The 26,042-nt window shown below is 75.3% G+C and carries 22 protein-coding genes; 7 read left to right on the top strand and 15 right to left on the bottom strand.

Features of this window, described 5'->3' with window-relative positions:
• Positions 1-75 precede the first annotated feature (75 nt).
• Positions 76-513, top strand: a complete 438-nt coding sequence (locus ACQP2P_RS31830; protein ID WP_433607085.1) for a response regulator — start codon at positions 76-78, stop codon at positions 511-513.
• 5 nt (positions 514-518) lie between these two features.
• On the opposite strand, the gene ACQP2P_RS31825 is transcribed toward ACQP2P_RS31830, so the two are convergent.
• Together ACQP2P_RS31825 and ACQP2P_RS31820 are read right to left on the bottom strand one after the other, a co-directional pair.
• On the bottom strand, positions 519-854 hold the full coding sequence (locus tag ACQP2P_RS31825; protein WP_433607083.1) for an STAS domain-containing protein: 336 nt from the start codon (positions 852-854) through the stop codon (positions 519-521).
• A gap of 88 nt (positions 855-942) precedes the next feature.
• Positions 943-2,217: a YbiU family protein gene (locus ACQP2P_RS31820; protein WP_433607081.1), complete on the bottom strand. Its 1,275-nt coding sequence runs from the start codon at positions 2,215-2,217 to the stop codon at positions 943-945.
• Between the two features lie 93 nt (positions 2,218-2,310).
• Between ACQP2P_RS31820 and ACQP2P_RS31815 the strand changes: the two genes are divergently transcribed.
• Positions 2,311-3,459 (top strand): ROK family protein, encoded by a 1,149-nt coding sequence (locus tag ACQP2P_RS31815; RefSeq protein ID WP_433607079.1) that lies wholly within the window; start codon positions 2,311-2,313, stop codon positions 3,457-3,459.
• 65 nt (positions 3,460-3,524) lie between these two features.
• Here ACQP2P_RS31815 and ACQP2P_RS31810 read toward each other — a convergent pair whose 3' ends face one another.
• Both ACQP2P_RS31810 and ACQP2P_RS31805 read right to left on the bottom strand, forming a co-directional pair.
• On the bottom strand, positions 3,525-3,914 hold the full coding sequence (locus tag ACQP2P_RS31810) for a response regulator transcription factor (protein WP_433607077.1): 390 nt from the start codon (positions 3,912-3,914) through the stop codon (positions 3,525-3,527).
• Between the two features lie 121 nt (positions 3,915-4,035).
• Positions 4,036-4,467 carry a hypothetical protein gene (locus ACQP2P_RS31805; RefSeq protein ID WP_433607075.1) on the bottom strand — a complete coding sequence of 144 codons (432 nt, stop codon included), beginning with the start codon at positions 4,465-4,467 and terminating at the stop codon, positions 4,036-4,038.
• A gap of 134 nt (positions 4,468-4,601) precedes the next feature.
• Between ACQP2P_RS31805 and ACQP2P_RS31800 the strand changes: the two genes are divergently transcribed.
• The gene (locus ACQP2P_RS31800; protein WP_433607073.1) at positions 4,602-5,660 is read left to right on the top strand and encodes a DUF2855 family protein; all 1,059 of its coding nucleotides are present in this window, start codon (positions 4,602-4,604) and stop codon (positions 5,658-5,660) included.
• Positions 5,661-5,720: 60 nt separating this feature from the next.
• On the opposite strand, the gene ACQP2P_RS31795 is transcribed toward ACQP2P_RS31800, so the two are convergent.
• From ACQP2P_RS31795 to ACQP2P_RS31775, 5 genes are all read right to left on the bottom strand, one after another.
• Positions 5,721-6,401, bottom strand: a complete 681-nt coding sequence (locus tag ACQP2P_RS31795; protein ID WP_433607071.1) for a LuxR C-terminal-related transcriptional regulator — start codon at positions 6,399-6,401, stop codon at positions 5,721-5,723.
• Positions 6,398-7,579, bottom strand: a complete 1,182-nt coding sequence (locus tag ACQP2P_RS31790; RefSeq protein ID WP_433607070.1) for a sensor histidine kinase — start codon at positions 7,577-7,579, stop codon at positions 6,398-6,400. Before ACQP2P_RS31790 ends, ACQP2P_RS31795 begins: the two co-directional genes overlap by 4 nt.
• Before the next feature lie 78 nt (positions 7,580-7,657).
• Positions 7,658-8,275: a hypothetical protein gene (locus tag ACQP2P_RS31785; protein ID WP_433607068.1), complete on the bottom strand. Its 618-nt coding sequence runs from the start codon at positions 8,273-8,275 to the stop codon at positions 7,658-7,660.
• 109 nt (positions 8,276-8,384) lie between these two features.
• The gene (locus ACQP2P_RS31780) at positions 8,385-9,905 is read right to left on the bottom strand and encodes a DUF1996 domain-containing protein (protein ID WP_433607066.1); all 1,521 of its coding nucleotides are present in this window, start codon (positions 9,903-9,905) and stop codon (positions 8,385-8,387) included.
• Positions 9,906-10,041: 136 nt separating this feature from the next.
• Entirely contained in the window at positions 10,042-10,290 is a 249-nt protein-coding gene (locus ACQP2P_RS31775) for a DUF3040 domain-containing protein (protein ID WP_433607064.1), read from the bottom strand.
• A 170-nt stretch (positions 10,291-10,460) separates the two neighbouring features.
• Here ACQP2P_RS31775 and ACQP2P_RS31770 point away from each other — a divergent pair, with 170 nt between their 5' ends.
• Positions 10,461-11,810 (top strand): S1C family serine protease, encoded by a 1,350-nt coding sequence (locus tag ACQP2P_RS31770; protein ID WP_433607062.1) that lies wholly within the window; start codon positions 10,461-10,463, stop codon positions 11,808-11,810.
• Positions 11,811-11,931: 121 nt separating this feature from the next.
• On the opposite strand, the gene ACQP2P_RS31765 is transcribed toward ACQP2P_RS31770, so the two are convergent.
• The 4 genes from ACQP2P_RS31765 to ACQP2P_RS31750 all read right to left on the bottom strand — a co-directional run bounded on the left by ACQP2P_RS31765 (position 11,932) and on the right by ACQP2P_RS31750 (position 14,947).
• On the bottom strand, positions 11,932-13,119 hold the full coding sequence (locus ACQP2P_RS31765; protein WP_433607060.1) for a cation:proton antiporter: 1,188 nt from the start codon (positions 13,117-13,119) through the stop codon (positions 11,932-11,934).
• 6 nt (positions 13,120-13,125) lie between these two features.
• Positions 13,126-13,608: a cation:proton antiporter regulatory subunit gene (locus tag ACQP2P_RS31760; RefSeq protein ID WP_433607058.1), complete on the bottom strand. Its 483-nt coding sequence runs from the start codon at positions 13,606-13,608 to the stop codon at positions 13,126-13,128.
• A gap of 299 nt (positions 13,609-13,907) precedes the next feature.
• The gene (locus tag ACQP2P_RS31755; protein WP_433607056.1) at positions 13,908-14,201 is read right to left on the bottom strand and encodes a hypothetical protein; all 294 of its coding nucleotides are present in this window, start codon (positions 14,199-14,201) and stop codon (positions 13,908-13,910) included.
• Positions 14,202-14,269: 68 nt separating this feature from the next.
• Positions 14,270-14,947, bottom strand: a complete 678-nt coding sequence (locus tag ACQP2P_RS31750) for a M23 family metallopeptidase (RefSeq protein WP_433607054.1) — start codon at positions 14,945-14,947, stop codon at positions 14,270-14,272.
• A 255-nt stretch (positions 14,948-15,202) separates the two neighbouring features.
• Here ACQP2P_RS31750 and ACQP2P_RS31745 point away from each other — a divergent pair, with 255 nt between their 5' ends.
• On the top strand, positions 15,203-17,131 hold the full coding sequence (locus tag ACQP2P_RS31745; protein ID WP_433607052.1) for a protein kinase: 1,929 nt from the start codon (positions 15,203-15,205) through the stop codon (positions 17,129-17,131).
• A gap of 182 nt (positions 17,132-17,313) precedes the next feature.
• On the top strand, positions 17,314-18,291 hold the full coding sequence (locus ACQP2P_RS31740; protein ID WP_433607050.1) for a TerC/Alx family metal homeostasis membrane protein: 978 nt from the start codon (positions 17,314-17,316) through the stop codon (positions 18,289-18,291).
• A gap of 161 nt (positions 18,292-18,452) precedes the next feature.
• Here ACQP2P_RS31740 and ACQP2P_RS31735 read toward each other — a convergent pair whose 3' ends face one another.
• On the bottom strand, positions 18,453-22,130 hold the full coding sequence (locus ACQP2P_RS31735) for an AAA family ATPase (RefSeq protein WP_433607048.1): 3,678 nt from the start codon (positions 22,128-22,130) through the stop codon (positions 18,453-18,455).
• A gap of 176 nt (positions 22,131-22,306) precedes the next feature.
• Between ACQP2P_RS31735 and ACQP2P_RS31730 the strand changes: the two genes are divergently transcribed.
• Positions 22,307-24,208, top strand: coding sequence for a putative bifunctional diguanylate cyclase/phosphodiesterase (locus ACQP2P_RS31730; RefSeq protein ID WP_433607046.1), 1,902 nt, complete (start codon positions 22,307-22,309; stop codon positions 24,206-24,208).
• Positions 24,209-24,456: 248 nt separating this feature from the next.
• On the opposite strand, the gene ACQP2P_RS31725 is transcribed toward ACQP2P_RS31730, so the two are convergent.
• Positions 24,457-25,419 (bottom strand): helix-turn-helix domain-containing protein, encoded by a 963-nt coding sequence (locus ACQP2P_RS31725; protein WP_433607044.1) that lies wholly within the window; start codon positions 25,417-25,419, stop codon positions 24,457-24,459.
• Between the last annotated feature and the right edge of the window lie 623 nt (positions 25,420-26,042).

Below are 26,042 nucleotides of genomic sequence, written 5' to 3'. Positions count from 1 at the left end.
CGTTTGCCGCTGGGCAACGAGTCCGGGTTTGCCGTACAGTTCGGCCGACCCCGCTCGGTGAAAGGACCCGCCGGAATGCCGAACGCCGACCGCGCCGCGACCATCCTGCTCGTCGAGGACGACCCGGGCGACGAGCTCATGGCGCGGGAGGCCTTCGAGGACGACGCGCTCTCCAGCGACCTGCACGTGGCGCGGGACGGCCAGGAGGCGCTCGACTTCCTCTACCGGCGCGGCCGCCACGCCTCGGCCCCGCGTCCGGACTTCATCCTGCTCGACCTGAACCTGCCCCGCGTGGACGGCCGGCAGGTGCTGCGGCAGGTCAAGTCGGACGCGGCGGTGGCGAGCATCCCCGTGGTGGTGCTGACGACGTCGAGCGCGGTCGAGGACGTGGCCGCCTGCTACGGGGCGCACTCGAACGCGTACATCACGAAGCCGTCCGGCTACGACGAGTTCGTGGACGTGGTGCGCCAGATCAACCAGTTCTGGATGGACACCGCGCGCCTGCCGTCCTGACGGCCTCAGCTCTCGATGGTGAGGATCGCGTCGAGGCCGGTCAGGGCGAAGACGCGGGACAGGGTCGTGTTCGGGGCGCGGACCACGAAGCGGCGGCCCTCGCGCACCGCGTGCTTGTGCGCGCGGACCAGGGCCGCCACGCCGGAGGAGTCGCAGTAGGCCAGGCCGCTCAGGTCGGCGGTCAGGGTGGCCGCGCCCGACTCGAACGCGCCGGTCACGGCCTCGCCGAAGCGCTCGGTCGAGGTGTAGTCGAGGGCGCCCGCCACCGCCAGCACGACACCGTCGGGCCCCGTGCCGGCCGTGATCGTCAGCCCCGAACCGGAACGCCTGTCACCATTCATGAGGAGGGCAGCGTAACGCGGCGCGCGGAGTCTTGCAGCTTGGGCGGTTGCGTGCCGGTTTGTGCCCCCGGGTCCCCGGGGGCCCCGGTCAGTCCGTCAGCCCCAGACCCCGGCGGCCGGTGGCGTTGAGCTGCTGCGGCGAAAAGCGGTCCGGCCAGGCGCGCTCGTAGTGCTCCTCGGGGAAGTCGCTCGGGCTGGAGCCGGTCGCGAAGGCGTCGCGGACGCTCGCCGCGTAGCGCTCGTTGCGGGCGCACCAGGGGGCCGCGGGGATGTACATGACGTTGCCCCAGCCGCGCTGGTTCCGCACCGGCGCCACACTGTGGATCATGTCGCAGTGCCACCACACCGAGTCGCCGGCCCGCACGTCGGGGATGCCGGCCTGGGCGCGCAGGAGCAGCGCGTGCCAGCGCTCGGAGGCCGGGAACACCTGGTTGACGGTGACCCCGCACATGTCGTCCTCGGGGACGTCGGCGAGCAGGGGGCGCAGCATGAGGTACGCCATCGCCGACGGGATCGGCACCGTGTGCAGCACGCCCTGGTCGTGGTCCATGTCGGACAGCGCCGTCCAGCCCTGGAACGTGCGGAAGGCCGAGCACATCGTCGAGCCCGGGTACTGCGGCCCGTCGGTGCGGTAGGCCGCGTCCCACGGGTCGTACTCCTCGACGCTGCCGTCGAAGAGGTGCCGGAACGCGCGCTGGTACGCCTCCGTCATCCACAGGTCGAGCGTGCCCGGGTCGAGGTGCGTGCCGAGCCCGCCCGAGTCCGCGCCCTCGGGCCGCCGCCGGATCCGGTCGGGGTAGAGCGAGTCGCGGTCGGGGTCGAACCACACCCGGCCCTGCGAGTCGTACTTCCACTGCCGGTTGAGCAGCGCCTGCACGCTCGCCATCCGCTCGCTCTGCCGCGCCTGCATCTGCGCCGGCGACCAGTAGATCGGGTAGATCTCGGGCCGCGACCCGACGGTGCCGAAGAAGTCGTCCCCGGGCCCGCGGTAGTGCTCGAAGAACGCGTTGCGCTCGACGTACTCGACGATGCCGCGGTCCCACCCGAGCGCCTGCTCCCGCTCGAAGTGGCCCCGCACGACGAGGCACCCGCGCCGCTTGAGCAGGTCGAGCTGCTGCGCCGGGACGGTGCCGGCGGCGATGTCCGCGTAGTCGATCACGGGCCACACCTGCTCGCCGTTCTTCAGCGCGGTCTCGATCTGCTCGACCTCGGCCTCGATGCGCCGCTCGAGGACGGCGAACACCTCCTCGACCGTGCGCCCGGAGGCCGCGATGCGGGCCCGGATGGCCTGCTTGATCTCGCGGATCGCGCCCGGCAGGTCGGCCGGGGTCTCCTCCCAGTGCGGCAACGCGGGTGCGGACACGGCGGGCTCCTTCTAGTCAGGTCTCCTTATTTGTAAGGCCGACGGTACGCGCCCCACGGTGTTCCAGGCAAGGCTCCTGCCTAGCATTGGCACATGGACCCCGCGCCGTCGTCGTCACCGTCGCTGGACCTGGTGCGCTCGCTGACCGACGAGCGGGTGCTGCGGGCCCTCATGCGGCACCGGCGGCTGACGCGGGCCGAGCTGGCCGCCGAGACGGGCATCTCGAAGCCCACGGCGGGGGAGAGCGTGCGGCGGCTGGAGGAGCGCGGCCTGGTCGCCGACACCGGCGAGCGCACCCCCGGCGGCCGGGGCCGGGGCCGGGTCGGCTCCTACTACGCCCTGTCGCCCGCGGCCGGCACGGCGCTCGCGGTCTCGATCGCCCCGGCGGGCATCACGGGGGAGCTGCTCGACGCCTACGGCGAGACGATCGCCCGGACCGCGCACCCGCTCGGCCGCCCGGCGTCGCCGTCCTCGGTCGCCGCCGCGCTGGCCGCGGCCGCCTCCTCGCTCGGCGCCGCCGCACCGCCGGGTGCCGCCGCACCGCCGGGCGGTGCCCGCCCGCGCCTGGCCGTGGTCAGCGCGGCCGATCCCGTCGACCGGGCCAGCGGCCGGCTCGTGCACCTGCCGGACTCGCCCTTCCTGGTGGGCGAGCTCGATCCGGTGGGGGTGCTCGCCGGGCACGTCGCCGGCCCCGTGACGGTCGACAACGACGTGAACTGGGCCGCGCGGGCCGAGCGGGAGCACGCCGGGGACGACTTCGCATACCTGTACCTGGGCGAGGGCCTGGGCTGCGCGACCGTCGGCGGCGGCGCGGTGACCCGCGGCCGCAGCGGCCTGGCGGGGGAGATCGCGCACCTGCTCACCGTCGGCCCCGGCGGCCGCGCGGTGCCGTTCATCGAGGTCTTCGGCCGGCTGGGGGTGCGCCGGCCCGGCTCCACCGCGATCGACCCCGACGCCCTGCTGGCCGCGATCGCGGCCCGGGAGCCCGACCGTCTGCTGGTGGCCCGGGCGGTCGCGGGAGTCGTGGCCGCGATCGTCGCCCTGGCCGACCCCGGCCTGATCGTGCTCGGCGGCCCGTGGGGCCCGTCGGTGCTCGCCCCGGTGCGGGAGGCCGTCGGCGGGCTGCCGCGCACGGTTGCGGTGGAGGCGGCCGTCCTGCGGCGGGAGCCGGCCCTCGCCGGGGCCCGCCGGGACGCCCTGGACCGCCTGCGCGGCGCGATCGTCGCCGACGCGGCGGCCTAGCTCGGGCCGGGCCTGGCTCGGGTCGGGCCTGGCTCGGGCCGGGTCCGGCCCGCGACCGGCCCGGCTCACGACAGGAGCAGGTCCTCGAGGTTCGACAGCAGCGTGCGGGCCGAGTACGGCTTCGTCAGGTAGGCGTCGGCGCCCGCCATGCGGCCCTCGGTCTCGAAGTTCACCTGGGTGCGGGCGGTGAGCATGATGATCGGCACCGACATCGTCGTGGAGAGCATGCGCAGCGTGCGGCACACCTCGACGCCCGACATGCCCGGCATGGACACGTCCAGCACGACCGCGTCGGGCGGGCGCCGCTGGATCAGGGCGATCGCCGACGGCCCGTCCGCCGCGGTCGCGACCTCGTAGCCGCCGTTGCGCAGCTGCGTGGCCATGAGCTCGCGCAGGTCCTCGTCGTCGTCGACCGCCACGACATATCCGTTGTGCCCGCCGGCCGGCTCGAACATGCCGTACCCCCTCGTGAGACGTCCCTGCCCCGATCCTGCGCCGGCCGGGGAGCACGAAACGCCCGTGCGGGGTGCAAGGCGGTTGCGGAAGCCGCCCGCCACGGGGTGTCCGGGACGGGCGCTAGGCCTCGGGGAGGGCCTCGCGCTCGGCCTGGGCGACGAGCTCGAGGGAGTCCTCGGGGCCGAGGCGCCGCTCGCACAGGTAGCCCAGCGTCGACCACGTCGCGTCGGAGACGTCCTGCTCCGAGTACGGCTCCAGCAGCCCCTCCTCGCCGAGCTGCGTGCGCAGCAGGGCCTCGCCCACCGCGGGGTCGACCTCCACGTCCTGCGCCATCGTGGCCACGAACTCGGCCACCGACTCGCGCGGCGTGTCCTCGTCGAAGAGGCTGCGCACGGCGAGGCGGATCGCGGCCCGCAGCACCGGCGCGTCGTGCTCGTCCGGCGGCTGCTCCGCCGCCCGCGCCGCGGCGTCCTCGTCGCCGGCCAGCAGCGCGACGAACACGGCCCCCACCCGGGACCGTGGCGTGTATCCGTCCTCCTGCTCACTGCCCATGCGACCGAGCGTAGCCAAGGAACGCCGCCGCCGAGGACCGCGCCGATCGCCCCCGGCCGTGGGCAGCGTCACCCTGCAAGGGCCCGGGCGGGCGGGCTTGAACAAAGATGCACGGGGAGTGCAAGATGTGTGCCATGTGGGTGTTCGGGGTCGATCGGCAGCGGTTCGGCGTCACGACCGTCGAGGAGGTCGCCGCGCCCCGGGCCGGGGACGGGGAGGTCGTGCTGCGCGTCGACCGGGTCGGGGTCACCGCCAACAACGTGACCTATGCGGTGCTCGGCGACGCCATGCGCTACTGGGAGTTCTTCCCGCCCGCCGCGTTCGGGCTCGCGCCGCGGTGGGGGCTGGTGCCGCTGTGGGGTTTCGCCGAGGTGGTCGGCTCGGCTGTGCCGCACGTGCAGCCCGCAGCGCGCGTCTACGGCTACCTCCCGCCCGCCGGGCACCTCGTCGTGCGGCCGGGCCGGATCGACGGGACCGGGTTCCGGGACACGAGCGAGCACCGGGCGCAGCTCCCCTCGCCGTACAACGCCTACCGGCTCACCACCGCCGACGCCGCCTACCGGGCCGACCGCGAGGACCTGCTGGTGCTCTTCCGGCCGCTGTTCTTCACCTCGTTCATGCTCGCCGACCAGGTGCTCGACCACGACGCCTACGGGGCCGAGCGCGTCGTGCTGTCCTCGGCGTCGAGCAAGACGGCCTACGCCGCCGCGTTCGAGCTGCGCGGGCGCGGCCCCCGCGTCACGGGGCTCACCTCGCCCGGGAACGTCGCGTTCACCGAGGCGCTCGGCTGCTACGACGAGGTGCTGTCCTACGACGAGGTGGGGGCGCTGCCGGCGGTACCGACGGCGTATCTGGACCTGTCCGGCGCGGCGGCGACGCGGGAGGCGCTGCGGGCGCACCTGGGCGAGCGGCTCGTGCGCGACATCGCGGTCGGGCTCACCACCCAGTCCCCGAACGCGCTCGCGGCCGGCGAGGTGTTCTTCGCCCCGGCCCGGATGCGCAAGCGCTCCGGCGACTGGGGGCGCGAGGGCCTCGACGCGCGCTTCGCCGAGGCCTGGGAGCGCTTCGCGGCCGCGGCCGGGGCCTGGGTCGACGTCCGGACGGGGCACGGGCCGCAGGCGCTGCGGGAGGCCTGGCTCGAGGTCGCCGCCGGGCGCACGCCGCCCCGGGCCGGGCACGTCATCCGGGCGTGAGCGGCAGGGCCTGACGCCCCGGGCCGCCGCGACCGCGACGCCGGCGGGCGCGGCCGGGCGCTAGCGGATGGAGGTCCAGCGGACCACGGCCTCGGTGCGGCTGCGCACCTGCAGCTTGGCGAAGACGTGGTTCAGGTGGTTCTTCACGGTCTTCTCGGTCAGGCGCAGCCGGTGCGCGATCGAGGCGTTGGACAGGCCCTCGCAGAGCAGCCGCATCACGTCCTGCTCGCGCTCGGTCAGGCCGAAGTGGCGGCGGACCTCGGCGCGGCGCTCGGTCTGCTGGTGCCGGCTGCGCTCGCGGGCCTGCTGGTCGCGGACCATCGACGCGGCGACGGAGGCGGCGACCGGCGACAGCCAGCCCCGGCCGCCGGCGACCTCGCGCACCGCGCGCAGCAGCTCGGCCGGGTCGAACTCGCCGTGCACGAGATAGCCGCGGGCGCCCTGGTGCAGCATGCCCGCGATGAGCTCGGCGTCGTCGTCGCTGGTGAGCACGAGGACGCTGCTGTGCTGCGCGACCGTGGCGATGACCGACAACCCGTCCGCGATCGGCATGCGATGGTCGAGCAGCGTCACGGTCGGCCGCAGGCGCCGGGCCGCGGCGATCCCCTCGCGCCCGTTGGCGGCCTCGCCGAGCACCCGCACCCCGTCGCCGGCGTCGAGGATGCCCCGCAGCGCGCCGCGCACGATCGGGTTGTCGTCCACGATGAGCACCCCGATGTGCGGCGCGCTCGGCCACGTCACGCGGCACCGACCGGGGCGCCGAGGGCGACGCGGACCGTGATCGTGGTGCCGGCCCCGGGCGCGGAGTCCACGTGCAGGTCGCCGCCGGCGTTGCGGGCCCGCTCGGTCATGCCCACGATGCCGAAGTGCCCGGCGCTCTGCAGGCGGCTGAGGTCCCGCGGCACGGCGAAGCCCTGGCCGTCGTCGGAGATCTCCAGGAGCACCCCGCGGCGGGTCGGGGCCAGCCGGACGACCACGCGGCGGGCGAGGGCGTGGTTCGCGATGTTCGCGAGGGCTTCGCGCAGGATGCGGATGAGCTCGTACGACACCGGAATCGGCGGATCGACGGGCTCCAGGATCGCGCGCACCGGCACCCCGCAGGCCGCGCTCCAGGCGTCGCACAGCTCGCGCACGCTGGTGGCGAAGTCGCGGTCGGGCACGTCCAGGCGCATCTCCTCGAGCAGCTCGCGGGCCTGCCGGGCGGCGGCGGTCGCGCCCGCGGCGACGGTGCCGGCGAGCTGCTCGGCCAGGGCCGGCTGGCGGCGCAGCGAGGTCGGCAGCGCGAGGGCGGCCAGGGACACGCCCCGCAGCGTCTTGCTCACCGAGTCGTGCAGCTCGCGGGCGAGGCGGGCCCGCTCGGACGCGGCCGCGGAGCGCTGGGCGGCGTCGACGAGGCTGCGCGACAGCTCCAGGTAGCGGGTCAGCGCCGAGGTCAGCACCGACGCGCCCAGGCCGGCGAGGGCGCCGGCGACCGGCAGGGCGACGACGAACGCGGCCATCTCGGCGGGCGGGTCGAGGCGGTGCAGCACGCGGCCGATGACGGCGAAGCCCAGCGCCGCGTGCAGGATCCACACCGGCACCGCCCGCAGCCCGAGCAGGACCCCGGCCAGGGCGCCGGCGCCGGCGGCGAAGCAGAAGTACGCGATGCCGCCGCGGCTCAGGGCCAGCACGGCGAGCACGAGGACCGCGTCGGCGGCGACGGCGGTGACCGGCAGCGCGGCGAGCCGGGGCCAGCGGGCGAGCAGGCCGAGCTGGACGCCCGTGCCCACGGCCACCAGCGCCAGCACCTCGACGAGCCGCCACCGGTCGCTCACCAGCAGCAACCCGGCCGCGGCCGCGATCACCGTCGCGAGCGCGCGGCCGACGAGCACGGCCCGGGCCAGCGCGGCCGCGGCCACCGCACGGTCGGTGTTCACCACGGCAGGGACGCTACTGGGCGCCTGCCCACACGCGCAGCGGGGGCTCGGGATTTGCGCCGCAGTTAAGCCAAACCTAAGTCAGGCGATCACGATTTCGTCGAGGTCCGGCGCCGGTGACTCGTCGTTGAACAGCGTCAGCCGGACCTCCCCGGCGGGCAGGTTCGCCGTGAACCGCAACGACTGTGGAACCGACCAGTCCGGGCCGGTCACCGGGAACACGCGTGGGGCGGCGGTGCCGATGCGGACCTTCAGCGCCCGGTTCCCGTCGGTCTCGTAGTACACGGTCACCGTCCGGGTGCCCGCGCTCGGCAGCGTGACGCGCACGACGAGGGTGCACTCGGCGCACATGTACCGCACCCGCTTCCCGCCCCGGCAGGTGCCGCACGCGGTCTCGGAGGCGCCGCCGGTGAGCGTGTTCGCGGGGTCCTCGGCCTGGATGCTGATCGGCGCGAACCCCGGGGGCGAAGCGCTCAGGCCCGGACTCGCACTCGCACTCGCACTCGCACTCGGGCTCAGGCCGGGCTGGAACGCGCTGGCGACCGTCTGCGGCGTGCGGCTCGGCCGCGGCTCGGCCCGGTCGTGGTCCGGGGCGATCAGCGGCGGCACGGCGACGGCCGCGCCCGTGATGCCGACGGCCACGGCCGTGACCCCGATCCACTGCCGCGCCCGGCGCGTCGGCAAGCCGCCGTCAGTCACACGTGCTCCTCGTCCCTCCGGCGACCCGCGCCCGACAATACGCCACGGCGCCGCCATCCCCTGCGGGACGACGGCGCCGGGCCTTACCGGTGGGGTGTGTTCCGGTTTGCTACGGCAGCACGTAGTTGTTGTTCAGCACGTACGGCGCGGGCTGCTGGTCGTCGCGCCCGTCGTGGCCCTGGGCGTCGCACTGCCGGGCCGCCACGATGCACCCGTCGATCATCGCCTTGAGGGTCCGGTCGTCCCACGCGTTGACGAAGTCGTAGTGGAACGTGGGGCCGGCGCCGCTGGCGAAGTGCACCTTCGACATGTCCCCGTTGACCGGCCAGGCCATCTTGAACTCGAGCTTCGGCACCGCGACCGGGTGGTCGTCGGGGCAGACCAGGCCCGCGGCCGAGTGCGTGTCGATCGGGTAGGCCATGTGCGACTGGTGGTCCGGCGAGTCCAGGTGCAGCCCGTCCCAGCAGCTCGGGGCCTGGTAGCGGATGTTGAGCTTCACGCTGCGCTCCGCCGGGCAGCTCAGCGGGATGTTCTTGTTCTCGTAGCTGTCGCCGCACTCGAAGCCCTTCTCGGTCGCGGCGAGGAACTTGTCGGCGTCGGTGTTCTTGGCGTTGCCCACGACGAAGCGCAGGCCCTTCGGGAACGGCCGGACGGTGCGGTAGTCCTGCACGCCGGTCTTGTAGTAGATGGTCTGCAGGCCCTCGGGGTTGACCGCGACGTCACCGTTGTAGAGCGTCGGCATCCAGTACGCGGACAGGTCGCCCTTGGCCTTGCACGTGGTCGAGCCCGCGGCGAGCGAGTCGACGGTCGTGTTCGCGTTCGTCGTGGTGTTGCCCATGAAGGTGTGCATGTGCGACGCGCCCGCGAGCCCGGGGAACACGATCGGGTCGTCCTGCAGGTTGCTGCGGCTGACCGAGCAGTTCGCCTGGAACTCGTGGAAACCGCCCTTGTTCGGCGGTACCTCGTGCGACGGCTTCACGTTCGTGACGGGGTTCGGCGCCATGATCCAGCCGGCCTGGGCGGTCGCGGTGGACGTCGGCGTGGCACCGCCGGTCGGGACCGGGCCGGCGCTGGACGGGCCGCCGGTGACCGGGCCGACCGTCGCGGTGGCCGGGGCGCCGGTGGTGCCGAAGACCTGGAACTCCCACAGCGAGAAGCCGTAGCCGGAGGAGCGCGCGGTGCCGTAGAGCCGGACGTAGCGGCCCATGCCGTTGGCCGTCAGCGTCTCCTTGCCGCCCTTCGACGTCGTGGTGGAGTACACCGTGAGCCAGGCGGTGCCGTCGGAGGACGTCTGGATCTGGTATGCGGTGCCGTAGGCGCGCTCCCACTGCAGCACGACCTTGCCGATCGCGGTGGGGGCGCCGAGGTCGACCTGCAGCCACTGGGGGTCGCTGAACGCGCTGGACCAGCGGGTGCCGGTGTCGCCGTCGACGGCGGCCGAGGCGGGGTAGGAGCGCCCCTCGCTGGAGGAGGCGGTCGCCGGCTTGCCCTGGGACACGGGCGTGGCGTCGGCGCTGGCGGAGAGCAGCGGCCCGGTGGCGAACCAGCCGAGCAGGCCGACGAGCGCCACCGCGATGCCGGCCAGGACGAACAGCCGCGATCGGGGCTGGTGCCGGAGGGACAGGGTCATCGATTCTCCCGTGGGGGTTGGATCACCACTTGCGTCAGGAACGCTAGTGATCGCCGCCCCCGCGATCCTGGGCCCAAAGACCCAGACCGGGTCCCAATCGGCGGGCTCCCGCGCCGCCTCCCGGCCTCCGCCGGGCTCAGGTGTCCAGGGGCTGCCAGAGGCCCGCGGCCACGCCGAAGGCGCCCGCCGACAGCACGGCGAGCGTGGCGTCGTGGGCCATGAGGCTCGCCGGGAGCGCGCAGCCGGCCGACAGCAGCGCGCCGGTCGCGATGCGGGTGCGCCAGCGCCGCACCGGGCGCAGGCCGGTCAGCGCCCGCGCCAGCTCCGGGTCCTCGCCGGACAGCGACTGCTCCAGCTGCCGCAGCCGCCAGTGATCATCGGACACCCCGGTGATTCTCGGGGCGAAGTACGACGAACGTGCGGAGACGGTATGACGAACACGCGACGGGGCCCGGGCGAACGCGGGCCCGGGTCGAGTTGCGCGGCGATCGAACCTTCGGCCGCCCCCGTCCGTAGTCGCCGGTAGATGGCCGACTCCCGGGCGGTGGTGGACGAATGACGGCTTCGCGCTACGACGTGCCGGTGACCGCGGTGCCGGTCACCTCGGTGATCGGGGCGGAGCGGGGCTGGGACGGCTGGGGCGACGGTCCGGTGCCGCCGCCCCGGCCGCCCGAGTGGAACCGCCCGTCACGCGCCTACGACCGGTGGCCCGATCCCGGCCGGGGCCCCGCGCCCGAGCCGCGGCGGATGCTGCGGCGCGGGGGAGCGGTGCTGCGGTGGGCCGTCGGGGTCGTCCTGCTCGTCGGGCTCGCCGCACTGGTCAGCGTCGCCGGGCTGGTGGCCACGCTGGAGGCGCGGTCGGACAGCCCCCGGCCGCGCCCCACACCGACCGCCGCGCGGCCCGGCGCGGTGGTCCCGGCCCCGCCCGGCGACGCGCTGCCGCCCACCCCGGAGGCGTCGGCGGCCACCTCGGCCCCGGCCGCGCCGCTGGACACGGCGACGATCGTGGCGACGGTCAACCGCAGCGTCGTGAACATCACCAGCACGCTCGGGCTGCGCAACGCCCGCGCCGCCGGGACCGGGGTCGTCATCGGCTCCACCGGGCTCGTGCTCACGAACAACCACGTCATCGCGGGCGCGACGGCGATCAGCGCCGTGACCGTCGCCAACGGCCGCTCGTTCGCCGCGACGGTCGTCGGCTACGACCGCACCCACGACATCGCCGTCATCCAGCTCGGCAACGTCTCCGGCCTGACCCGTCTCGCCGTCGCCGACTCGGGCCGCGTCCAGGTCGGCGACGAGATCGTGGCGGTCGGCAACGCGGGCGGCAACGGCGGGGAGTCCGTCACCGGCTCGGTCACCGGCCTCGACCGCACCATCACCGCCCAGGACCCCGAGGGCGGCGGCTCCCAGCGGCTGTCCGGCCTCATCCAGGTCGCGGCGGACATCAAGCCGGGCGACTCCGGCGGCCCGCTCGTCGACCGCGGCGGCCGGCTCATCGGCATCAACACCGCCGCGTCGACCGACACCGGCCAGGGCATCGGGTTCGCCATCCCGAGCAACGCGGCCCTCGCCATCGCCCGGCGCATCACCAGCGGCGAGTCGTCGGACACCGTCCACATCGGCCCGACCGCCCTGCTCGGCGTCACGGCGTCCGACGCCGAGGGCAAGGCGGGCGGCGCCGCGGTCTCGGGCGTCCTGGCCGGCAGCCCGGCCGAGCGCGCGGGCATCGGCGCGGGCGACGTGATCCGCACCGTGGACGACGAGGACGTGGCCGGCGCGTCGTCGCTGACCGCCCTCATCGACGCCCACCAGCCGGGCGACACCGTGCGGGTGACGTGGATGGACCGCGGCGGGCGCACCCGCGCGGCGAACATCCGCCTCGCGACCGGCCCGGCCGGCTGAGCCGACGTGGCGCAGCCCCGGCGGCACCGGGCCGGGAACCCCCGGGCGCTCGGCGCTGCCGGCCATCAGGGCAACGCCATCCCCCGATCTCGCAGGTATGCCATGAGGATTGCCCGACCGCTCAGGTGGTCTCCGGTGCGGGCGCCGGCAGGCCGCGCTTGCGGGCGATGCGCCGGCTCAGCGGCTCCAGCGCGCGGGCCAGGATCGGGCCGAGGACCGCGAGCACGAGCACGTACGCGGCGGCCAGGGGCCCGATGCTCTCGTTGAGCCCGGCGGAGACGGCCAGGCCCGCGATGACGATGTTGAACTCGCCGCGCGGGCTCAGCGCCACCCCGGCCCGGGCCCGGCCGAGCGGGCTGATCCCGGCCCGGCGGGCGGCCCACCAGCCGGTCGCGAACTTCGTGCCCACGCCCACGACCGCCAGCAGCACCGCGATGCCGAGCATCGGCGGCAGCGCGGCCGGGTCCGTGTGCAGGCCGAAGAAGACGAAGAACACCGCGGCGAACAGGTCCCGCAGCGGGCTGAGCAGCTCCCGGGCGGTGTGCGCGAGCGGGCCGGACAGCGCGATGCCGACGAGGAACGCGCCGACGGCGGCCGAGACCTGCAGCAGCTGGGCGACGCCGGCCACGAGCACGGTCAGGCCGAGCGCCTTGAGCAGCAGCACCTCCTCGTTGGGGGAGGCGACGAACATCTCGACGTACCGGCCGAACCTGAGCGCGATGACGAGGATGACGGTGATCGTCCCGGCCGCGATGGCCAGGGTCGTCAGGCCGGCCACGAGCCCGACCCCGGCCAGCAGGGCGGTCAGGATCGGCAGGTACACGGCCATCGTGAGGTCCTCGAAGACCAGCAGCGACAGCACGACCGGCACCTCGCGGTTCCCGAGCCAGTTGAGGTCCTTGAGCACCTTCGCGGTGATGCCGGAGGAGGTCACGTACGTCACGCCGCCCAGCGCCACCGCGGCCACCGGCCCCCAGCCGAGGATGAGCGCGGTCGCGACGCCGGGCGCCGCGTTGAGCACGAGGTCCACGACACCGGCCAGGGCGTTGTGCCGCAGGGTGCCGACGAGCTCCGGCGCGGTGTACTCCAGGCCGAGCGTGAACAGCAGCAGGATGACGCCGATCTCGGCGCCGGTCGCGGTGAACTCCTCGCTCGTGGCCAGGGGCAGGATGCCGCCCTGGCCGAACGCGAGCCCGGCGATGAGGTAGAGCGGGATGGGGGAGATCGCGAACTTCGCCGAGACGGCTCCGAGCAGGCCGAGGCCGAGGATGACCGCGCCGATCTCGATCAGGACAGCAGCACCGTGCATGCGCGCTCAGCCGTTGGCGAGGATGTTGGTGACCGCGTCGGTGCCGTCGGCCGTGCCGACCACGACGACGAGGTCACCAGGGTCGAAGACGAAGTCGGGCCGCGGGCTGGCGAGGATCTGGCCCGCCCGGATCACGGCCACGATCGACGCGCCCGTGCGGGTGCGGGCCTGGGTGGCGCCGAGGGAGCGGCCGTCGTACGGCGAGCCCGCCGTGATCGGCACCTGGACCGTCTTGAGCCCGGTGACCTGCCGCTGCAGGTCGGCGAGGCGCTCGACGATGCGGGCGGTGCCGAGCAGCTCGGCCACGCCGTTGGCCTCGTCGGTGCTCAGCGCGAGGGTGGCCACCACGGTGTCGGGGTCCTCGCTGCTGTAGAGGACCACGTCGCGCCGGCCGGAGACGTGCGACAGGACCGCCGCGTGCTGCCCCTTGGCGGTCACGAACTCGTGCCGAAGGCCGATTCCGGGCAGGGCGGTGCGTTCGACGTCCATCGTGCGTGCTCCCAGCTGACTTGCGTGCTCGAGGAGGCGGGCGGGCAGCCGTGTCCGCTGTCCCGCCCGCCGGTGCCGCAGCAACCCTGGCGAATCGATATGACCGTGGTCCCGCGGCGCTATGACAGTCTTGTGACGAACCGTCCCGAACCGTGCAGTGGCACTGGATGGTTGCCGGCGCTGATGGTTGTCAGGCGAAGTGGCGCAGCCAGACGTACCCCGCAGGCGATGACGGTCGTCACGATCGTCCATGCCGTCGACCCGGACGGGCCACGGCTGGTGCTGTTCGCGGAGTGCCTTCAGCAGGTGGGAGGACCCCGGCAGCCGGCGGGCTCGACGGACCACCCGATGCTGAGCTTCGTCGTGGACGCCTCCGGCGTACCGGCGGCGAAGCGCGGTGGCGCCTCGCCCTCGGTCGCGACCGGCGTCGCGGACACCGCGTCGCGCACGCCGGCGGCGAGCGCGGCGTGCGCGGGCGCGGCGCGCTGCACCTGGAAGGTGTCGCCGGGCACCGCGTGGTGCGCGAGGCTGAGCCCGAGCAGCAGCGCGCAGACCGCAAGGGCCAGTCCGGCCACCGCTGCGCGTGCTCGCATGCTCACCCCCTGGTGAAGCGCCGAGAATACCAGGGGGTGTGAGTCCACTATGGACGTTGCGCGGCCGGTCAGGCCGGCGGCCGCGCCCCGCTCGCCGCGCAGTTGCGGCTGGTGCGCACCTGGTCCGGGGAGTGCTCGTCGCTGGTGATGCCGGACGGCACCCCGTCGAACACCGCCTCCACCTTGTCCCCGTTGCCGCGGGTCCGCTTCGGGTCGAGCCGGTCGTTGAGCTGCTCGTAGTGCAGATGGTCGACGGTCGTGGACCCGGTGTGCCCGACCACCCCGATCGGCTGCCCGGGCGTGACGGCGTCGCCGGTGCGCACCCGCGGGACGGCCCCGAAGTGCCCGTACTCGGTGAACCAGCCGCCCCCGTGGTCGATGATCACGCCGTACCCGAGCCCGCCGCGGGTCCCGGACGACCCCGCCGGGGCCGGCTTGCCGTCGCCGAGCGTCGCGCTCCACCCCGCCCAGGTCACGGTCCCGCCGGCCGAGGCGAGCACGGTCCGGCCGCCGGTCGCCCCCGACGCGGCGAAGAAGTCGATGTCGAAGTCGTCATGCCCCGGGTACGTCGTGAGCGTCCAGACCTCGCCGCAGGGGAACGGCATCTGGAAGGCGGGCCGCGGCCCCGGCGGCGACGGCGGCGCGGGCGGCTCCCCGGCCCGCTGCCGGATCGCCACGTACGACACCGCGACGCACCCGGCGATGACCATGACGGCGACGAGCCGGTAGACGCCGCGCGGCGTCACCCGGACCGCCCGTACCGCACCATGGCCCCAACTGTGCCACGCGCGCGCCGCCGTGATCCTGGCCACACGGGCGCCTCCGCGGGGAGCTCCGGACCCGTTGTGGGTATGCGGGTGTCCTGCGGATGCCCCGTGGATGCCCCACGACCAGCCGAATCGACACCTAACCGTCACGTGGCGGACGGGCGGCGGGCGGTAGGGTAGCAGTGCGGCAGGGGTGTGGCATCCGGGCAGAGCTGGGGGGCGTTGCAGGAGACCATGGAGCTTGATGGGCGGTATCGCCTGGACCGGGTCACCGGGACCGGGGGGACCGCGGAGATCTGGCATGGCGCCGACCGGCTGTTGCATCGGCCGGTCGCGGTTCGCATTCCGCATCTGAGCACGGCCGACGTCACCGACCGCTTTCTCACCGGCGGCCGCATCGCCGCACGTCTCGTGCACGCCAACATCGCCGCCGTCTATGACGTGGGCGTCGCCGACCTGCCGGAGCGGGGCTCCACGCCCTACGTCGTCATGGAGCTCGCTGAGGGGCCGTCGCTGGACGTCCTGCTCGGCGAGGGAGCCCTGTCGTGGCGGGAGGCCGCCCGGATCGGGGCCCAGGTCGCGGCCGCGCTCGCCCACGCGCACGGGCAGTGGGTCACGCACGGCGGCCTGACGCCGGCCAAGATCCTGCTCGGCGAGCTCGGGGCCAAGGTCGTCGGGTTCACCGGGGACGGCGAGTTCGACCCCGCCGCGGCCGCCGCCGACGTGCGCGCCCTCGGCGGGGTCCTCGCCGGCTGCGTCGGAGGACAGGTCGGCGGCGGCGCCCCGGCCGAGCTGTTCGAGCTCGTCGACCGCTGCCTGCGCGTCGACGCCGCCGAGCGGCCCTCCAGCGACGAGGTCGCGCTCATCCTCGCCGACCTGTCCGGCACCACCGTCGACCTGCCGGCCTGGCTGAGCGAGGCGGCCGAGTCGCGCCGCACGGCGGTGCTGGCCAACCTGCGCCCCGACGCCCACCACGCCGACCGCCGCTCCCGCGCCGCCCGCCTGAGCCGCTCCCTGCGCTCCGGGAGTTCCGCCCTGGCCGACCGCTTCGGCAACGCCGCCCGGGCCATGCGCTCGGAGCGCGCGGCGCGCCCGGCGCACGCGGACCGGGCCGGCACCCCGGAGGACCTGATCCGCCCCGCCGGTGACCTCGCCTGGGCCACCGACCCCGGCCGCTCGGTGACCGGCCGCCCCGACCTCGATCTCGACCTCGCCCACGCCAACGCCGACGACGCCATCGTCATCCGCACGGCCGCGGCCCCCGCCGAAGACCACGCCCATCCGGTGCAGCCGGCACTGCGCCGCCCCGACTTCGTGCGCTCGGCCGCCGATCGCTCCGACCTCGCCCGGCTGGTCGCGGAGCGCTCCGGCCGGGCCGCGGAGGCGAGCCCGCCCCCGGCCGCGCCGTCCGGGTCCGCCCGTCAGCCCCGCCACGCGGCCGGCGAGGAGACCCGGCCGCTGTCCGTCGCGCCTCGGCGGCGGGCCGCGCGGAACCGGGCCGCAGCTGTCGCCGGAGCCGGAGCCGGAGCCGGGATCCTGGCGCGGACCGGGCTGGTCGGCGACGGCGGGCTCAACGGGACCCTCCGGGCGTTCGGGGACTGGATGCACGAGCAGGCCGGGCGGTTCCGGTCGCGGCGCTGGGCACTGCGCACCGCGGCGGTGACCGCCGGGGTCGCGGTGGTGCTGGCCGGAACGGTCGGGGCCCTCGGCTCGTCCGGGACCGGGATGGTGCCGTGGCTCGGGCGGTCACCCGAGGTCGTCGCGGTCCCGCCGGTCGACACGCCGCCGACCGGGCAGGACGTCGCGCCGCCGGCCACCGCCGCGCCCGCGGGGGAGGCGCCGCGGCCCACGCCCACCATCGCCTCGACCGGCAAGAACCGGCCGGTCACCAGCACGACCGGGCCCGTGCACCCGGCCCCGCCCCCGCCGTCGGTGCCGCCGACCGAGAGCTCGGCGTCGCCGACCACGTCGGCCTCGCCGTCCGCGTCCGCCTCGCCCACGGTGTCGGCCTCGCCGACCGGGTCGCCGGATCCGACCGGCTCGGCCGAGCCGAGCGAGCCGCCCGCGTCGAGCCCGGCCGAGGTGGTCAGCGCCCCGCCGGCCGGTGCCGACCCGAACGCGACCACGGGGCCGCCGCCCGGGTTCGTGGAGACGTCCGGCTAGCGCGCGGGCCTGAGCCTGCGCGTTCAGGGAACGTCCAGGTTGAGGCCGTATGCTCGGTCGCCGAGGGGAGTACCTCGCAAGGTCGTTCCGGTCAGGACGAGCCGCCGATGCGGTTCCCGGGCGGCCACCCGGGTGGGTGGGGGAGACTTCGAACGTGTGACGCTGCGTTCGAGGAGATCCGCATGCCCGCCGAGTCCATCGCGTCCCCCCAGCTCTGGGCGGCGACCATCGCCGTCCTGCTGGTGCTGCTCACCCTCGACTTCATCCTGACCCGCAAGCCCCACGACGTGCCGATGCGCGAGGCCGTGGCGTGGTCCGTCTTCTACCTCGCGCTCCCGGCCGTGTTCGGCGTCTACGTGTGGCTCGCCCACGGCGGCGAGCCCGGCGTCGAGTTCTTCACCGGCTACGTGGTCGAGAAGTCGCTCTCGGTCGACAACCTGTTCGTCTTCATGCTGCTGCTCGGCGCGTTCGCGGTACCGGCGAACCTGACCCAGCGCGTCCTGCTCTACGGCATCGTCGGCGCGCTCGTGCTGCGGGGCGTGTTCATCGCCGCCGGGGCCGCGCTGCTCAGCGCCGGCACGTGGGCGTTCCTGCTGTTCGGGGCGGTGCTCATCGTGACCGCGGCCAAGGTGCTGCGCGACGCGCTGCGCCACGACGAGCACGCGATCGACCCGGGCGACATGCGCGCCACGCGGCTGCTGCGGCGGCTCATGCCGGTCACGGACGAGTACCACGGCGCCCGGCTCACCGTCCGGCAGGCCGGGCGGCGCGCGCTCACCCCGATGGCCCTGGTCGTGGCCGCGGTGTTCCTGACCGACGTGGTGTTCGCGGTCGACTCGGTGCCGGCGGTGTACGGCGTGACGAGCGACCCGTACCTGGTGTTCGCCACGAACGCGTTCGCCCTGCTCGGGTTGCGCGCGCTGTACTTCGTGCTGCGCAACGCCCTGGCCAAGCTGCGCCACCTCAACCACGGCCTCGCGATCATTCTCGCGTTCATCGGCGCCAAGCTCGTGCTGCACTGGGCGCACACGGTGTGGTCGTGGGTGCCGCAGGTGCCGACGCCGCTCTCACTGGTCGTGATCATCGCGACCTTGGGCGTGGTGACCGCGACGAGCATCGTGGCCAACCGCCGGGAGGAGCTCGCCCGCGCACGACCATGACCGCCACACGCGGCGCGTGGGCCGCCCGCCGGGAGCTGGAGACCGACCCGGCGGGCGGCCGCCCCCCTGGTGCCGGGCAACGTCTCGCGCGCCCCCACAGCCAACCGTCCGGCCCGTCCGGCGTCCAGCACTCCGGACGGGTCCGGACGGGCGCGCCGGGCTCAGCAGGGCTGGGTGAAGGGCGCCGACGGCACGTACTGCTCCCACTCCGCCCGGCTGATCGCCGCCCCCGCGCCCGAGCAGATGCCGGCGCCCGCGTGCCGCGGGTCGGTGTCCCAGCGGCGGGTCGTGCCGTCGTCGGCGCCCGCGGCCAGGGTGCGCCCGTCGGGGCTGAACGCGACCACGTAGTACGCGTCGTCGGTGCGGCCCAGCGTGGCCAGGGCCGCGGGGCGGGACGGCTCGCGCACGTCCCAGAGCCACACGGTGCCGTCGGTCGACGCGGCGGCGAGGCGGTCGCCGCCGGGGGCGAACGCGACCCAGTCCACGTAGCTCGCGGGGCCGGTGAGGCGGCGGGGGAGCGGTACCGGATGCGCGGGGTCGGCGAGGGTCCACAGCTGGATGCTCTTGTCGGCGCTGCCGGCCGCGAGCAGGCGCCCGTCGGGGCTGAAGGCGGCGCTGTACGCGTAGCCGGTGAACCCGCCGAGCGTCGTGAGCAGCCGGGGCCGGGCCGGGTCGGCGAGGTCGAACAGGCGCACGCCGCCGTCGGTGTCGGTCGCGGCCAGCAGCGGGCGGACCGGGTCGAACGCGACGGAGAGCACGATCGCCTTGGAGCCGGGGATCGTGGCGAGCGGGCGGGCGGCGGGCACGTCCCACAGGTACACGTTGCCGTCGTCGCCGGCCGCGGCCAGCACGGTGCCGCCGGGGCCGAACGCGAGCGACTCGACGAGGTCCTTCCCGGCGGTCAGCGGCGCCCCGGCGCGGCTCGGGCGGGACGGGTCGGCGACGTTCCACAGGTCGATCTCGCCGGTGCGGGTGGCGGCGGCGAGCAGGCGGCCGCCGGGCGCGTAGGCGGCGGTGCCGGCATACCCGTCGGCGCCGGGCGGGCGGCTCAGCGGCGCGGTCCACAGGGCCGGGCCGGCCGGGTCGGTGAGGTGCCAGAGCCGGACGGTCTGGTCCTTGCCGGCGACCGCGAGGGTGCTGCCGTCGGGGCTGTAGGCGGTGGAGAACACCCCGCCGGGCGGGCCGGCGAGCAGCGGCCCGGGCAGCGTCCAGGTGCGGATGTACCCGTCGGTGCTCGCGCTGGCCAGCCCGTGCCCGTCGGGGGTGAGGGCGACGGCGGTGACCGGGGCCGGGTGCGGCAGGCGCTGGCGGCGGCGGCCGGTGGCGAGCTCGAACACGGTGACGCTCTTGTCGCTGGAGCCGGCCAGGAGGGTCTCGCCGCCGGGGGCGAACGCGAGCGCGTTGACCCAGCTCGCCGGGCCCGTGATGGGCGGGCCGTGCGCGGCCGCGCGGGCGGGGTCGGCGACGTCCCAGAGCCGGACGGTGGCGTCGCCGCTGCCGCTGGCCAGCAGCTGGCCGTCGGGGCTGAACGCGACGGCGAGGACCTTGCCGGTGTGCCCCGGCAGGGCGGCGAGGTGGGCGGGGGCGGCCGGGCCGTCGACGCTCCACAGGTGCACGAGCCGGTCGGCGGTGCCGGCGGCGAGGGTCCGCCCGTCGGGGCTGTAGGCGAGGGACTGCACGACGTCGGCCGCCCCGGGCAGGGGCGGCGCGGGCAGCAGCCCGGCCGCGCCGACCTGCCAGCGGTGCACGGCGTGATCGGCGCCGCCCGCGGCCAGGGTGTGCCCGTCGGGGCTGAACGCCAGGGCGTAGACGGTGCCGGCCGGCCCGTCCAGCGGCGGCAGGGCCTGCGGGTGCGCCAGGTCGTCGAGGCGCCACACGAAGACCTTCCCCTCCGCGCCGGCCGCGGCCAGCAGGCGCCCGTCGGGGCTGGCGGCGACCGCGTACAGGGCCTCGGCGGGGCCGGGCAGGGGCACGCCGGCGGGGACGGGCGTGGCCGAGGTCCGCCAGAGCCGGACCGTGTGGTCGGCCCCGGCCGCCGCGAGCAGCCCGCGCCCGGGCAGCAGCACGACCGCCTGGGCCGCGCGGTCGAACGGGCCGAGCCGGGCCGGGGTGGGCGTGGCGGTCGCGTCGAGCAGGGCGGAGCGCGCCTCGAGCGTCGGGGCGGTGCGGTACGCGGCCAGCGCCACCTGCCCGGCCAGGGTCGGGTCGCGCTCGCGGAGCCAGTCGGCGCGCCCGGCGATCATCCGGGAGAGGGCCTCGTTGCGCTGCTCGACGGCCGCGTGCCGCTGCTGGAACGCGTACCCGGCCAGCAGCAGCGTGCTGAGCGCGAGCACGGACAGGGCGGCGATCGTGCGGTACAGCCGCCGGGTCGTCCGCCGCGCGTGCCGGGCGCTGGCCCGCAGGAAGTCGGCCAGGGGCGGGGAGACCTCGGCCGGGTGCTCGTGGGCCCACTCCTGCGCCGCGGCCAGCCTCGTGCCGCCGTAGAGGGCCGCCGGGTCCCGCCGCTCCCGCTGCCAGGCGGCGGCGGCCGCGGCGAGCTGCTGGCGCACGACGAGCCCGGAGCGCCCGGCCCGCAGCCACCCGTGCAGCCGGGGCCAGGCGGTGAGCAGGGCCTCGTGGCTGAGCCGGACGGTGCCGTCCTCGGCGGTGATGAGCCGGTGGCGCACGAAGCGCTCGAGGGTGGCCTCGGCCTCGGCGGTGTCGGCGGTGTCGAGGGCGAGCTCGGCGAGCAGGCCGGCGGTCGGGACCACGCGCCGGGTGTCGACGGTGTCGACGCCGACGTGCACGAGCGCGGTGAGCAGGCGCCGGGCGGGTTCGCGGCCGGACGCGGGCAGCCCCGCCCAGACCTCCTCGGCGGTGGCCGCGACGGCGCCGCTGATCCCGCCGGCCCGCCGGTATCCGGCCAGGGTGAGGCGCCGGTCGGCCTGCCACATGATGAACAGCACGTGGGCCAGCAGCGGCAGCGTCGCGTGCTCGGAGCCGGCCTCGGCCAGCAGCAGCTCGACGAGCCCGTGCTCGACGTCGACGCCGGCCCGGCGGGCGGGCTCGGTGATCACGGCGCGCAGCTCGTCGCGGGTCATCTCCCCGACGGTGAACTGGTGCTGCTGGGCCGCCTCCAGCAGCGCCGGATACGCCAGTGCCGGCGCGTAGAAGTCGGCCCGCAGGGCGAGCACGACGACCGCGCCGGGCGGCGGGGCGAGGCTTGCGACAAACGCGGTGGGATCGGTACCGCCGGTCAGCAGTTCCTCCGCCTGGTCCACGACGAGCAGCGCCCGGCTGGCCACGACGGACGGGAAGGCGGGACCGGCGGCGCCGGGCGTGACGATCTCGGCCGTCCAGCCCTCGGCCCGCAGCGCCGCGACGAGCCCGGCCCGCAGCAGCGAGGACTTGCCGGAGCCGGACGCGCCCACGACGAGCAGCAGCCCGCCCCCGCCGGCGTGCCGGGCCGCGACCCGTTCGCACAGCGCGGCCGTCATCCGTTCGCGGCCGAAGAACCAGGGAGCGTCGGACGGCTGGAAGCTCGCCAGGCCCCGGTACGGCTCCCCGGCGGCGGCGCGGCTCACGGGCCGGTGCCGGATGCGGTGCCAGGCGGCCAGCCAGTCCCCGACCGCCCCGGCCGGGACCCCGCACGCCTGCAGCACCCGCGTGAACAGCGGCTGGGAGCTCAGCGACGGCAGCCCCTTGCCGGAGAACCAGTCGCCGAGGGTGCTCAGCGAGTTGCGGGCGCCCGCCTTCGCGGCGACCTGGCGCACCGACAGCCCGGCCCGCTCGCGCAGCGCGGTCAGGGCCTCGGCAAAGGCGTCGCGGTCGCCGATGTGCCGGGGGTCAGGAGTACTCATTGCGCAGGAGAAGGTACCGAATGCGACGGCCGGGGGGAATAGGACCTAGGATCCTAGGACGCGAAACCGGGTGTGATCCCGACTCGCAACCGCCGCTGCCGTCAACGCGGGCCCCACGGTGCCGACGATCCGGATGGTGCGGCCCGCGGATGGCACGGGCGCGGACGGGAGCAGCCGTGTCACGATCGCAAGCCAGGCGGCGAGTCGCGTTCATCGGGCTGGCCCTGGTGCTGCTGGCGCTCACCGGGGTGAGCGTGGTCGGCACGGTGGCGACCCGGCACGTGGCCACGTCGGCGCGCACGGCGGCCTGGCTGGCCGAGGTGTACCACCACGCGCACGAGGCGACCGCGGGCGAGGAGATCGCCAAGCAGCAGTACCGCATCGAGCCCGAGCGGCACGCCCGCGCCGAGCACGCCGACGCCGCGGCCTCGCTGGAGGCGTCGCTGCGCGACATCGAGGCGCGCGGCTCCGCGCACGACCGGGCCGTCGTGGCCCGGCTGCGCGGCCTGCACCAGCAGTACCTGGCCGCGGCCGAGCGGTTCTTCTCCGCCGTCGACCGCGCCGACCCGGTGGAGATCCGCCGCGTCGCCGCCGACGACATCGACCCCCTCGAGTCGCAGCTCGGCTCGCTGCTGCACGCCGCCGAGAATGAGCAGGACGCGGCGGCCGGCGCGGCCAGCGACCGGCTCGACCGGGTGGAGCGGCTCGTGTTCGTGGCGACGCTGTCGTCCTTCGCCGTCGGGCTGGGCATGATCGTGGTCTTCACCCTCGTCGCGACCGGCTACCAGCGGCGCCTGGTGCGCCAGGCGATGCACGACGAGCTCACCGGCCTGCCGAACCGCGGCGTGTTCCTGGCCCGCACCGCCGAGGCCCTCGACGGCAGGCCGTCGGTGCTCATGCTCGACCTGGACCGGTTCAAGGAGGTCAACGACACCCTCGGCCACCAGTACGGCGACGAGCTGCTGCGGCAGGTCTCGGCCCGCACGACGGCGGCGGTGCGCGCCGCGGACACGGTGGCGCGGCTGGCCGGCGACGAGTTCGCGATCCTGCTGCCGGGGACCGGCCCGGCGGACGCGGCCCGGCTCGCCGAGCGGGTCCAGGCGGAGCTGCACCGCAGCTTCGACCTCGGCGACGTGACCGTGGACATCGAGGTGTCGATCGGGGTGGCGTCGGCGCCGCAGGACTCGGGCTCGCCCGACGAGCTGGTGCGGTGCGCGGACATCGCGATGTACACGGCGAAGGACACCAAGGCCGGGGTGCTGGCCTACCAGCCGGAGATGCGCACGGAGGACTCGAGCCGGCTGCTGCTGCTCGGGGACCTGCGCCGGGCGCTGGAGGCCGACGACCAGATCTCGCTGTACTACCAGCCGAAGGTGTCGCTGGCCGACGGGGCCGTGTGCGGGCTGGAGGCGCTGGTGCGGTGGCGGCACCCGGTGCGCGGCCCGATCGCCCCGGCGGACTTCATCCCGGTGGCGGAGACGACCGGGCTGATCAACCGCCTGACGCTGTACGTTCTGCGCCACGCCCTCGCCCAGTCGCGCGCCTGGCTCGACGCGGGCCGCGAGCTGCCGGTGGCGGTGAACCTGTCCCCGCGCTGCCTGCTGGACCCGGGGCTGGTCGACGACGTGACGCGGCTGCTGGCCGAGCACCGGGTGCCGGCCGGGCGGCTGCGGCTGGAGGTGACGGAGTCGGCGGTGATGGCGAACCCGGCGCAGGCCACGGCGACGCTGCGGCAGCTGCACGATCTCGGGGTGCGGCTGTCGATCGACGACTACGGCACCGGCTACTCGTCGATGGCGTACCTCAAGCAGCTGCCGGTCGACGAGCTGAAGATCGACCGGACGTTCGTGCTGCACATGGACACCGACCACGACGACGCCGTGCTGGTGCGCGGGGCGGTGGAGCTGGGCCACAACCTGGGGATGACGGTGGTCGCCGAGGGGGTGGAGGCCGCGGCGCACGCGGATGCGCTGCGGGCGCTCGGGTGCGACATCGCGCAGGGGTACCACTACGCCCGGCCGATGGCGGCCGCGGATCTGGAGCACTGGCTGCAGGCGAAGGTCCTGAGCTTTCTGTAGCTCGGCCTCGGCAAGGGTGATGTCGACGGTGGTGACGCCGAAGGCGCCCTTCACGGTCGCGGTCCGCGGGTTCAGCCGTTCGGGTGAGCCGCTTGCGCTCCTCCCGCCGGTGCGGGGGTTGGGTCGATAAGTCGGGCACTGCGTGCCGCGACTTATCGGATTTTTCGCCCGCCGGGGTATTTGCGCGATTCGGCGCTCGTGCCCGCGGTCTCGCCGCCGGATCCGGGCCGGCGTCGCCGCCGGTTTCGTCAGGTGCGCAGGGTGCGGCTCGGCAGGTGGCCGTAGACCGCGCGGTACTCGGCGGTGAACCGGCCCGGGTTGGCGAATCCCCAGCGGCGGGCGATCGCCTTCACCGTCACGCCCGCGCCGGGCTCGGCCGCCTGCAGCTCGCGGTGCACGCGCTCGAGCCGGACCCGCCGCAGGTACTCCAGGGGCGTCTGGTCCAGGTGCCGGCGGAACGCGACCTGGAGTCCCCGCACCCCGATCCCGGCGGCGGCGGCGATCGTGGCGGCGGTGAGGGGTTCGTCGGCGTGGGCGTCCATGTAGGCCACGGCCCGGCGCACCGCGGCCGGCGGGATGCGCCCCGGCTCGGGCAGGCGCGCCGCTGTCATCGTGGTGTTCGGGAACACCGTGAGCATTGACGCGCCGGCTAATCGGCGCAGCTGGTCCAGCAGCAGCGGCGGCAGGTCGGCGTCGGGCACGGCGAGGTGGCGGGTCAGGTGCACGGCGGTCCCGGCCCAGTAGTGGCGCATCGCCTCCGACACCGGCGTCACCGCCTCGAAGCGCAGGTCGGCGGCGGGCATCCCGGTCGCGGCCTCGGCCATGGGGGCGATGACGTCCAGCGGTACCCGCACGGTGGCCAGGGACGCGTCGTCGTACTCCGCGGCGAACTCGACGCCGAGCGGGTACAGGAACCCACCGTGGCGCGGCAGCTCGGCGCTGTCGTCGCGGCCGTGCACGACCCCGCGCCCGTCGGCGACGAACCCGGCGAGCAGGAAGTCGACCGGCTCGACGGCGGCCGCGTAGTGCATGCCGCCGAACCGTATCAGGTCGGCGCCGAGCCCGTCGTAGTTCGCGGTCCGCAGCGACACGCCGCCCGCTTCGGTGTCGTCGAAGCGCATCCGGGGCCGGTGCACGGCGACCCGGTTGAGCGACTCCGCGGCCTCCTCCCGGTTGCGGGTGCGGATTTCGAAGTACCTGGAACTCCCCACGACACCCTCCAGTCACAGCAGCCCCGTGCGCATCATGTTGCCGCAATCGACGCCCGTGCGGGTGCGGTCGGCCAGGTTGGCCGTCGCGCGCCGGGCGTCCCGGGCCGCGCGATGTCTGCCGCGCGGGGTCGGAGCGGGCGGTGGCGAACGCAGTGACCAGCGCGTACGTCCGGCAGCCCGGCAGAGCGCACGCCGGCCCGCTCGTGCCGGGGGCGGTCGCGATATTTGGGATCCGAACGACTTTGTTGCCGGCGCCCCGCGACGGCGATTTCGGTTTCCGGCCAACTCGTTCGCCGCGGCGCGACGCCCAGCCGTACCGCGGGTTCTGGCGCAGTCCGCGGGCGACGCCGGCGCCGGCCGGGCGTGCCATCGTCATCGGGATCGGCTGCTGCATCGCCGACGGCAGCGGGTGCGGTGGCACCGGCCGGGTGTGAGGACGCGGGCCGGGAGGCGGCGATCGCGCAGCGGCACGGCGATCTTGCAGCGCCACGGCGGTCGCCCAGGCCACGGCGGTCGCGCAGGGCCACGGCGGTCGCGCAGGGCCACGGCGGTCGCGCAGGGCCACGGCGGTCGCGCAGGGCCACGGCGGTCGCGCGGCGCCACGGCGGTCGCCCAGGCCACGG

The organism is Dactylosporangium sp. CA-139114 (assembly GCF_050955725.1).
Taxonomy (GTDB): Bacteria; Actinomycetota; Actinomycetes; order Mycobacteriales; family Micromonosporaceae; genus Dactylosporangium.
Note: the sequence above shows the minus strand (reverse complement) of the source record. Positions and strands in the feature narration are given on the sequence as shown.

Excerpts from the sequence above, each read along its gene's own strand:
- ACQP2P_RS31755 (WP_433607056.1), bottom strand. The coding sequence starts at position 14,201 with ATGCGAGCACGCGCAGCGGTGGCCGGACTGGCCCTTGCGGTCTGCGCG.
- ACQP2P_RS31745 (WP_433607052.1), top strand. The coding sequence starts at position 15,203 with ATGGAGCTTGATGGGCGGTATCGCCTGGACCGGGTCACCGGGACCGGG.
- ACQP2P_RS31780 (WP_433607066.1), bottom strand. The coding sequence starts at position 9,905 with ATGACCCTGTCCCTCCGGCACCAGCCCCGATCGCGGCTGTTCGTCCTG.
- ACQP2P_RS31765 (WP_433607060.1), bottom strand. The coding sequence starts at position 13,119 with ATGCACGGTGCTGCTGTCCTGATCGAGATCGGCGCGGTCATCCTCGGC.
- ACQP2P_RS31805 (WP_433607075.1), bottom strand. The coding sequence starts at position 4,467 with ATGGGCAGTGAGCAGGAGGACGGATACACGCCACGGTCCCGGGTGGGG.
- ACQP2P_RS31830 (WP_433607085.1), top strand. The coding sequence starts at position 76 with ATGCCGAACGCCGACCGCGCCGCGACCATCCTGCTCGTCGAGGACGAC.
- ACQP2P_RS31770 (WP_433607062.1), top strand. The coding sequence starts at position 10,461 with ATGACGGCTTCGCGCTACGACGTGCCGGTGACCGCGGTGCCGGTCACC.
- ACQP2P_RS31735 (WP_433607048.1), bottom strand. The coding sequence starts at position 22,130 with ATGAGTACTCCTGACCCCCGGCACATCGGCGACCGCGACGCCTTTGCC.
- ACQP2P_RS31815 (WP_433607079.1), top strand. The coding sequence starts at position 2,311 with ATGGACCCCGCGCCGTCGTCGTCACCGTCGCTGGACCTGGTGCGCTCG.
- ACQP2P_RS31800 (WP_433607073.1), top strand. The coding sequence starts at position 4,602 with ATGTGGGTGTTCGGGGTCGATCGGCAGCGGTTCGGCGTCACGACCGTC.
- ACQP2P_RS31810 (WP_433607077.1), bottom strand. The coding sequence starts at position 3,914 with ATGTTCGAGCCGGCCGGCGGGCACAACGGATATGTCGTGGCGGTCGAC.
- ACQP2P_RS31740 (WP_433607050.1), top strand. The coding sequence starts at position 17,314 with ATGCCCGCCGAGTCCATCGCGTCCCCCCAGCTCTGGGCGGCGACCATC.
- ACQP2P_RS31760 (WP_433607058.1), bottom strand. The coding sequence starts at position 13,608 with ATGGACGTCGAACGCACCGCCCTGCCCGGAATCGGCCTTCGGCACGAG.
- ACQP2P_RS31825 (WP_433607083.1), bottom strand. The coding sequence starts at position 854 with ATGAATGGTGACAGGCGTTCCGGTTCGGGGCTGACGATCACGGCCGGC.